The organism is Acidovorax sp. Root217 (genome assembly GCF_001428645.1).
In the GTDB taxonomy this organism is placed as follows: Bacteria; Pseudomonadota; Gammaproteobacteria; order Burkholderiales; family Burkholderiaceae_C; genus Acidovorax.
The window spans coordinates 131,574-133,165 of the sequence record NZ_LMIH01000003.1; the positions used below are offsets into that span (position 1 = coordinate 131,574).

Below are 1,592 nucleotides of genomic sequence, written 5' to 3' on the forward strand. Positions count from 1 at the left end.
CTAGATCAAGCAAACAGTCACCACCAGCACCGCGTGGAACGGACCCAACTGCATGGAAATCCTCGACAAACTACTGACAGACTTCAACCACTCCAGCGTCTGGCTGGAACTCGGCGTCCTGGCCGCCGCCATCGCCATCGCCCTGTTCGCCGCCAGACTGATAGGCCGCAACCAACCCCCCGATTCGGTCTGGATCGGCCGCAACACCATCGACGGCCTGCTCTTCCCCCTGATCGCCCTGGTGCTGACGTTTGCAGGCCGCCTCGCGGTGGAGCACTACCATCCGGTCTTCGTGCTGCGCATCGCAGTCCCCATGCTGGTCTCGCTCGCGCTGATCCGCTTCATCGCCCGCGTGCTGCGCGTCGCCTTTCCGGCATCGGCCCTCGTGCGGCTGCTGGAGGGGCTGTTCTCCTGGGTCATATGGGGCGCGGCCGTGCTGTGGATCGTGGGCCTGCTGCCCGCCGTGCGCAGCGAGCTCGATGCCATCACGCTCAACTTCGGCAAGTCCACCGTCAGTGTCGCCACGCTGATCGAGGGCGCGCTGTCGGCCAGCCTGGTGCTGGTGGCCGCGCTGTGGATCTCAGCCACCTTCGAGCGGCGCGTGCTCAGCACGGCCGTCACCGATCTGTCCATGCGCAAGGTCGCCGGCAACGCCGTGCGCGCCGTGCTGCTGCTCGTAGGCATGCTGTTCGCGCTGTCGGCCGTCGGGGTGGACCTCACCGCGCTGTCGGTGCTGGGCGGGGCGGTCGGCGTGGGCCTGGGCTTTGGCCTGCAGAAGCTGGCCTCCAACTACGTGAGCGGCTTCGTGATCCTGCTGGAGCGCTCGCTGCGCATCGGCGACAACGTGCGCGTCGACGGCTTCGAGGGCCGCATCACCGACATCAAGACGCGCTACACCCTGATCCGTGCGGGCAACGGGCGCGAATCCATCGTGCCCAACGAGACCCTGATCACCCAGCGCGTGGAGAACCTGTCGGACGCCGACCGCAAGTTCAACGTCACCACCAACATCATCGTCGGCTACGACAGCGACGTGGGCCAGGTGCAGGCCATCCTGTGCGCGGCCGCCGCAGCGCAGGCGCGCGTGCTCAAGGAGCCCGAGCCTGTGGCCTTTCTCATCAATTTCGCGCCAGACGGGCTCGAATTCAGCCTCAACTTCTGGATCAGCGATCCCTCGGCCGGCTCGCTCAACCTGCGCTCGGCCATCAACATCGCCATCCTCGATGGCCTGCGCGCCGCGAACATCGACATCCCTTACCCGCAGCGCGTGGTGCAGTTCAAGGACAGCGGTGCCGTCCCTGCCGGCCTGTCTCCGGGTGCTGCCGTGACCGGTGCCTCCGGCGAGACATCGGGCGGTTCGCCAAGTGCCCTATAATCACGAAAAAGCACGATCGTTCTTTTTTATGCCCCTGCAGTCGGTGGTCCCGGCCCGCGCCCTTTGGGGTGCACTGCGGCATAGAATGTTCCAGTTTACGTAAACGTCAATTCAACCAACTCTAGGAGCCGCAGCAATGAAGGTCTTGGTCCCTGTCAAGCGCGTGGTGGACTACAACGTCAAAGTCCGAGTCAAGTCGGACCAAACGGGTGTGGAC

Annotated in this window: 1 protein-coding gene and 1 pseudogene; both read left to right on the top strand. The window is 65.0% G+C overall.

What is annotated here, in order from left to right:
* The first annotated feature begins 52 nt into the window (after positions 1-52).
* The gene (locus tag ASE31_RS01255) at positions 53-1,375 is read left to right on the top strand and encodes a mechanosensitive ion channel family protein (protein WP_057199720.1); all 1,323 of its coding nucleotides are present in this window, start codon (positions 53-55) and stop codon (positions 1,373-1,375) included.
* Between the two features lie 136 nt (positions 1,376-1,511).
* Positions 1,512-1,592 (top strand): annotated as a pseudogene (locus tag ASE31_RS32365) (electron transfer flavoprotein subunit beta/FixA family protein); the annotation flags it as partial.